Genomic DNA, 5,980 nt, shown 5'->3' with positions numbered 1-5,980 from the left:
GCCCCCCCCCCCCCCCACACCGGTCAGGTCTGGAAGTCGACTAATACTCCTCCGGCGGCTTCGGCTTGTTGCCCAACACTTCCTCGATGCTCGCCATCACGTCGTCGGTCAGTTGCGGCACGAGGTCGAGCGCCTGGAGGTTATCGCGCACTTGCTCCACCCGCGACGCGCCCATGATGACGGTGCTTACGCGCGGGTTCTTCAGGCACCAGGCCAGCGCCAGCCGGGCCATCGTCGTGCCCAGCCCGTCGGCAATGGCCGTCAGTTCGCGCACCTTGGCGATGCGGCGCTGCCCCTCCTCGCTCTCGATGATCTCGGCCATCCACTCATAGCCCGGCAACGTGGCGCGGGAGTTGGCGGGGATGCCGTTGTTGTACTTGCCCGTCAGGACGCCGTAGTAGAGCGGCGACCAGATGGTTGTGCCCAGCCCCATCAGCTCATAGAGCGGCGCGAATTCCACCTCGACCTTGTCGCGGGTGAACATGTTGTACTCGGGCTGCTCCATCGTCGGCGGGATGAGGTTATACTGCCGGGCCACGCCGTACGCCTCAGTCAGCTGTTGCGCCGACCACTGCGATGTACCCCAATAGAGCACCTTGCCCTGCTCGATGAGGATACTCATCGTCCGCACGATCTCCTCCATCGGCACGTGGATGTCGGGGCGGTGGCAGAAGTAGAGGTCGAGGTAATCCACCTGGAGGCGGCGCATGGCGTCGTGGCACGCCTCGAAGACGTGTTTGCGGTGCAGCCCGCGCTGAGTCGGCAAGGGGTTCTCCACCGCGCCCCACATGACCTTGCTGGAGACGCTGTAGGTATCGCGCCGCCAGCCGGCTTTGCGCAGCGCCTCGCCCATGATCGTCTCCGATTGGCCGCTGGCGTAGACCTCGGCGTTGTCGAAGAAGTTGACGCCCGCCTCGTAGGCGGCGCTCATCGTCTCCAGCGCGGCATCCACCGCCAACTGGTGGCTGAAAGTGACCCAAGACCCGTAGGACAGGGCGCTGACCGGCAGCCCTGATTTGCCCAAGCGGCGATATTCCATACTTTAAGCTCCTTGCTGATGTAGCCGTTGTTCGGCCAGATAGGGGAAAATGTGCAGACGCTCGCCGGCGCGGATGGCCGCCTGCCGGTTGCGCCAGTAGTCTACGCCGTAGAGGTCGCGGTGGTGGGCCTCGAAGAGGTGGCGCAGTGAGTCGGGCAAGCCCAGGAAGTTGGGGAACTCCTCCGGGAAGATATCGTTGGCGTTGACGTGAAACCACGGCTCGGACGACAGCTCTTCTTCATAGCGGCTGGTCGGCGGCAGGCGGCGGAAGTTGCACTCTTCCAGCAGGCACAGTTCGTCGTAATCGTAGAAAACGACGCGGCCGTGGCGCGTGACGCCGAAGTTCTTCAACAGCATGTCGCCGGGGAAGATGTTGCTGGAGGCCATGTCCTTGATCGCCTGGCCGTAGTCCACCACGGCTGAACAGGCCGCTGCCTCGCCCGCCTCGCGCACAAACACGTCCAGCGGGATGACGCGCCGCTGCACGTAGCAGTGGGAGATGACGACTGACGCCTCGCTCATGCGCACCGACTGGCTGCACTCCCGCTCCAGCACGGCCAGCAACTCGTCGGAGAAAAGCTCGCGGCCGAACTCCAGGTACTCGAACGACTGCGCGTCCACCAGCCGTCCCGCCCGGTCGCGGCGATAGACCAGATCGTACTTGCCCATGACCTGCTTGCGCGTCGAGTCCTTGGGGTAGTTGAAGTGATCCTTGATGAGCTTGAACACGATGTCGTAGCTCGGCATGGTGAAGACGAGCATAACCATGCCGCGCTGACCGCGGGCGATCTCGAACTTCTCCTGGGTATACGCCAGATGGTCGAGCAGGTCGCGGTAGAGTTCCGTTTTGCCATGCTTGTTGTAGCCGAGCGAGATGTAAAGCTCGCCGGTGCGCTTGCGCGGCATGATGCTCTTCAGGAAGTGCACCAGGTCGTAGGGCCGCTCCACGTCTACGTGAAAGTAGGAGTGGGCGAAACTGAACAGGATGCTGGCGCTGTTCTCGTCGGTCAGCACGCTGTCCACGGTCAGGCCGTCCGGCGTGTGGATGAGGGCCAGCACGAGGGGAATGCGGTGCGAGCCGCTGAACAGCCGGCCGACCAGATACGCGCCCATGCCGCGATAGAAAGCCGACTTGATCATCTCGACGCGATCCACTGCTTGCAGCGCGCCCAGCGACTCCAGCTGCGCCTCAATGCGCGCGGCAGCCAGACGCGCGTCGGCGGCCACGTCGCGGAAGCGCGCGGCGAAGCGATAGTCGGCCAGGATGGCTGTCACGAGGTCGGCCGTCGAAGCGGCCCGGTTGTAGACGCGGTAGTTGGACGAGCGGGGCCGCGTGGGCGGCGTCTCGAAGTCGGTGGCTACAAACTCGATCTGGTGATCGACCCCGACCGTAGTGAAGATGCGGCGAGTGACCGAATTAAAGAAGGTCTCGGCCAGTTCCCAGTCGTCGCGCCCGGCGATGTGGCCGGAGTAGACGGCCTTCATGCTGACCCAGATCAGCTTGTTCTCCAGCCGCTCGCCCAACAGGTCGCGGATGGCTGCCTCAGCCAAGTCCACGATGCGCCGGTAGAGGCCCAACCGCTCGGCCGTGTCGGCCTGCATTCCCGCCCAATCCTGCGTCTCGAAACGCTGCTTGGCCCGGCCGGTAATGGCCTGGTGCTGGTCGTGCAGGGCAATGTAGGCCGTCCGCAGCGTGTCCGCGCCGACGTTTGCCAGACGGCTATCCGTCAGGCGTCGGCTCATGGGACGATGGGTTCGGCTGGTAGTTCGATCACCGTCGCGGCGTGGCGGCGATTCAGGCCGATCAGGGCCAGTATCAGCACGATGACCGCGCCGATGGCGATGGCCGCGAAGAGCGCATAGTTGGGGCCGGCCGGGGCGGCGTCGAGCGCCACCTCGCCGGCGCGGCTCTCCGGCGCGGCCTCGACGGCCGGCGGCGGCGGGACGGGCAGCGCTTCAACCGGCGTGTCCTTCCAGCGCGCGCCTTCCTCGACCAGCATCACCGGGATGCCGTCGCGGATGGGGTACTTATAGCCGGTATCGGCCGAGACGAGCCAGTAGTCATTGACCAGCTCCAGCCGGCCGGGGTCGTCGCCGTGGCGCGCGCCCTCCTGGATAGCTTGTGGGTCGCGCAGGATTTCCAGCAGGTCGGCGCTGAGCGGTGTCGCGGTGGACGCCGCGGTGGGGGTTGATTTTTTGGCCATGTGTATCACTCCTCGGCGGCGTTGGGCGCCGCCTATGGAGATGATACGTCCACCTGTTCACGGCTGTCAACCGAAGAATGGGACGCTGATGACGCGGATTTGACGCAGCTTGCCGCCGATAAAAGGAACGAGTACCTCTTATCAGCGTCATCAGCGTCCTATCTCTCAGTTATCCAGCCAGAAGAGACTGGCTTCGGCCTCGTCGGTGCTGTAGGCGGCTAGGGCGGTCTGGAGGTTTTCGTAGATGACGATGGGGCTGCGCCCGCCAAGCCAGATGGAGACGTAGTTGCGGTCGGGATACTCCGCGCCCAGGGCCAGGACGTTGGCTGCTTCCGGCGTCGTCCCGCCGCGCACAATGGCGAAGCGGCGAAAACCGCCGAACAACTCGCGCTCGGCGGCCTGGAACTCGGGGCTGATCATGGGCAGGGTGCGCTGGAGTTGGGCGGCGTCCTCGCGGCGGGCCAGCGCCGCGCCGGCGGCGGCGCTGATGGTGGCCACGGCGGCCGTGCTGGCCCCGAACTGGAGCAAAAACTGGCGGCGGCCGATCCCGGCCGCCTCAATCTCGGCGTCGGATGCATCGCTCACGCCGTCGCCAAGCGGTTGTTTGGCTCCCAGCGCCAGCACGCGCCCGAAGGCGTAGCTGAGGGTGATCCCCCAGCCGATGAACAGCGCGGTCAGCCAGCCGATGATCAGCAGTCCGGGCAGGGGCGAACTGTCCACTATCAGGCTGATGAAGATCATCGGCACGGCGAAGAGCGCGCCCACCGTCAGGCCGTCCACCCAGTCGGTGGCCCGGCCGCGGCGGGCGACCAGCACGTAGAAGACCAGACCGACGGCCAGCGCCAGAGCGAGAAAGAGCGTCAGGGAGATGCCCCACTGCGTCAGCGTGGCGGCCTGGGCGATGTTGCCGCCGGCGTCCGTCTGCGCGGCGTTCAGGGCGTCGATGGCCCGCGCCCACGGGGCAAAGCCGGCACGCACCGGCCAATCGTAGAGGTCGAACGGCGTGAACGGCAGACGCAGCAACTGCGCGCCCAGGTACATGATGCCGAGCAGCGGCGCGGTCGTCAGTAGAATGAGCAGCAGCGCCAGCCCAAAGCCGGGCCGGCCGTTAGCGCCGTTAGGCGAGCGATGATGGCGCCGTGCGGGGCGCGAAGTGGGGTCAGGAGTCACGTCAGCCATATCAATTCTCTATCTATACACCCTCACTATTAAGATTATCCTGAAGACGAGCCGGAGCGGGCAGATTCTCACCGTTTCTGAAGGGAATTAGGAATTAAGAATTAGGAGTTTGGAATGCAGATGACTCTGACTTCTTAATTCCTAATTACTGCTGCAAGTGCTGGAATTGCCGCCGGATCGGACAGCAGCCAGCGTGCGAACTCATCGTGTGGCAGGTCCGAGCGCCAGCGCCGGTAGGTATCCTGCGGCAGATCGCGGTAGAAGAGGACGACGATGACCGGCGCGGGGTCATCCCAACGATAGGCGTAGTAGACCGTGGTCAGCACGCCGGGCAGCGAGCCGTTCTTGTAGCCCACATTGCTGGCCCACGACTGGTTGGCGTCGAACTGGTTGGGCCACTCCAGGTAGCGGCGGGCGATGTAGCTGCTGTCGCCGTTGCTCAGGCCGTTCTGGGCCAGCCGGGCCATGAGCGCCGCATAGTCGCCGGCCGTGCCCTGCGGGGCCAGACGCGCGGCAAAGAAGCGTTGTGTGTCAATGGAGGGCTGGCGCGTGCGCTCCCGCCACGCCTCTTCGGCGGCGCGGAAGGCTGCCCCATTGCTGAAAGCGTCGGCCAGCAGCGCCGCGTCCGCGGCATAGGCCGCCGCGCCGGCCGGGTCGTCGAGGTAGCCGGCCAGCACGGCCCGATCGTTGGCCGTGCCGCGGGTGTGGTTGCCCATGATGAGGAACTGCCCCAGGAAGGTGCAGGGGGCCGTGTGTCCCTCGGCCAGCCCCAGCGTCACGATCGTCTCCTCCAGCCGGGCCTGACCCAGACGCAGGTGCAAGTAGTCGGCTGCCGCGTTGGAACTGTGGCGGATCATCATCCACGGCACGTCTTCCAGCGTGATCGTCGGGTCAGCCTCCGACCCGAACACGCGGCCCGTCTCGCGCAGTTCGGCCACAGCCCGCCGGTGCGCGCCCAGGTCGAAGTTGGGCAGGTAGAAGCGATCCAATTCGGCCAACGGGATCTGCTCCAGCGGGTTCAACTCTCCCGCGGCGACCGCCTCGGCGTAGGCGATAAGCGTGATGACCTTGGCCACCGACGCCAGCGGCAGCGGCCTATCGGCGTTCCAGTACACCCCCTCGGCTTCCTGGCCAAGCTGGTAGGCGACCAGGCCGACCGTTCCCGGCGCGTCCAGTAGCCGTTCCAGCCCCGGCCAGGCCGTCTCGGGGACGAGCGGACGCAGCACGTTCACGGCCGCGGTGTCCGGCGGGGGCGTGTCCGGCGTGGCGGCGATCGCGGGCAGAGCCGGCAGCTGTTGGCCGCAGGCGGGGGACAGGGGGCCGGTGTAGATCGGCGTCGCCGTCGGACTGGGGGAGCGCGCGAGGGTGGGTGGCGCGGCTGTGGCAACTGCCGGAGCCGCCGGCGATGCGTCGGCCGGCGTGATCGGCGTCGCCACGGCGCTCAGCGGCAGGTCGGCCGTCGCCGGCGGGCGGCAAGCGGCCAGCAGGACGATAAGCAGGAGTAGTGAGCAGAGGTGAATGGTGCGTCGCATCGGTTGGGTTGGGCGGGGACGGGGAG

At 66.2% G+C, this 5,980-nt stretch carries 5 protein-coding genes; all 5 read right to left on the bottom strand.

All coding sequences use genetic code 11. The features are described from left to right. Nucleotides 1-40: 40 nt before the first annotated feature. Entirely contained in the window at nt 41-1,039 is a 999-nt protein-coding gene (locus ACE3UY_RS15315) for a potassium channel beta subunit family protein (RefSeq protein WP_374688368.1), read from the bottom strand. Nucleotides 1,040-1,042: 3 nt separating this feature from the next. After that, nucleotides 1,043-2,782 carry a bifunctional isocitrate dehydrogenase kinase/phosphatase gene (aceK, locus tag ACE3UY_RS15310; protein ID WP_374688367.1) on the bottom strand — a complete coding sequence of 580 codons (1,740 nt, stop codon included), beginning with the start codon at nt 2,780-2,782 and terminating at the stop codon, nt 1,043-1,045. After that, on the bottom strand, nt 2,779-3,243 hold the full coding sequence (locus ACE3UY_RS15305; protein WP_374688366.1) for a Trm112 family protein: 465 nt from the start codon (nt 3,241-3,243) through the stop codon (nt 2,779-2,781). The genes aceK and ACE3UY_RS15305 overlap by 4 nt, the downstream gene beginning before the upstream one ends. Before the next feature lie 165 nt (nt 3,244-3,408). Next, nucleotides 3,409-4,422, bottom strand: a complete 1,014-nt coding sequence (locus ACE3UY_RS15300; RefSeq protein ID WP_374688365.1) for a hypothetical protein — start codon at nt 4,420-4,422, stop codon at nt 3,409-3,411. Between the two features lie 134 nt (nt 4,423-4,556). Continuing rightward, the coding region (locus ACE3UY_RS15295) for a serine hydrolase (protein WP_374688364.1) at nt 4,557-5,980 on the bottom strand (1,424 nt) is incomplete at its 5' end.

This window comes from Promineifilum sp. (SeqCode), from assembly GCF_041918635.1.
In the GTDB taxonomy this organism is placed as follows: domain Bacteria; phylum Chloroflexota; class Anaerolineae; order Promineifilales; family Promineifilaceae; genus Promineifilum.
Note: the sequence above shows the minus strand (reverse complement) of the source record. Positions and strands in the feature narration are given on the sequence as shown.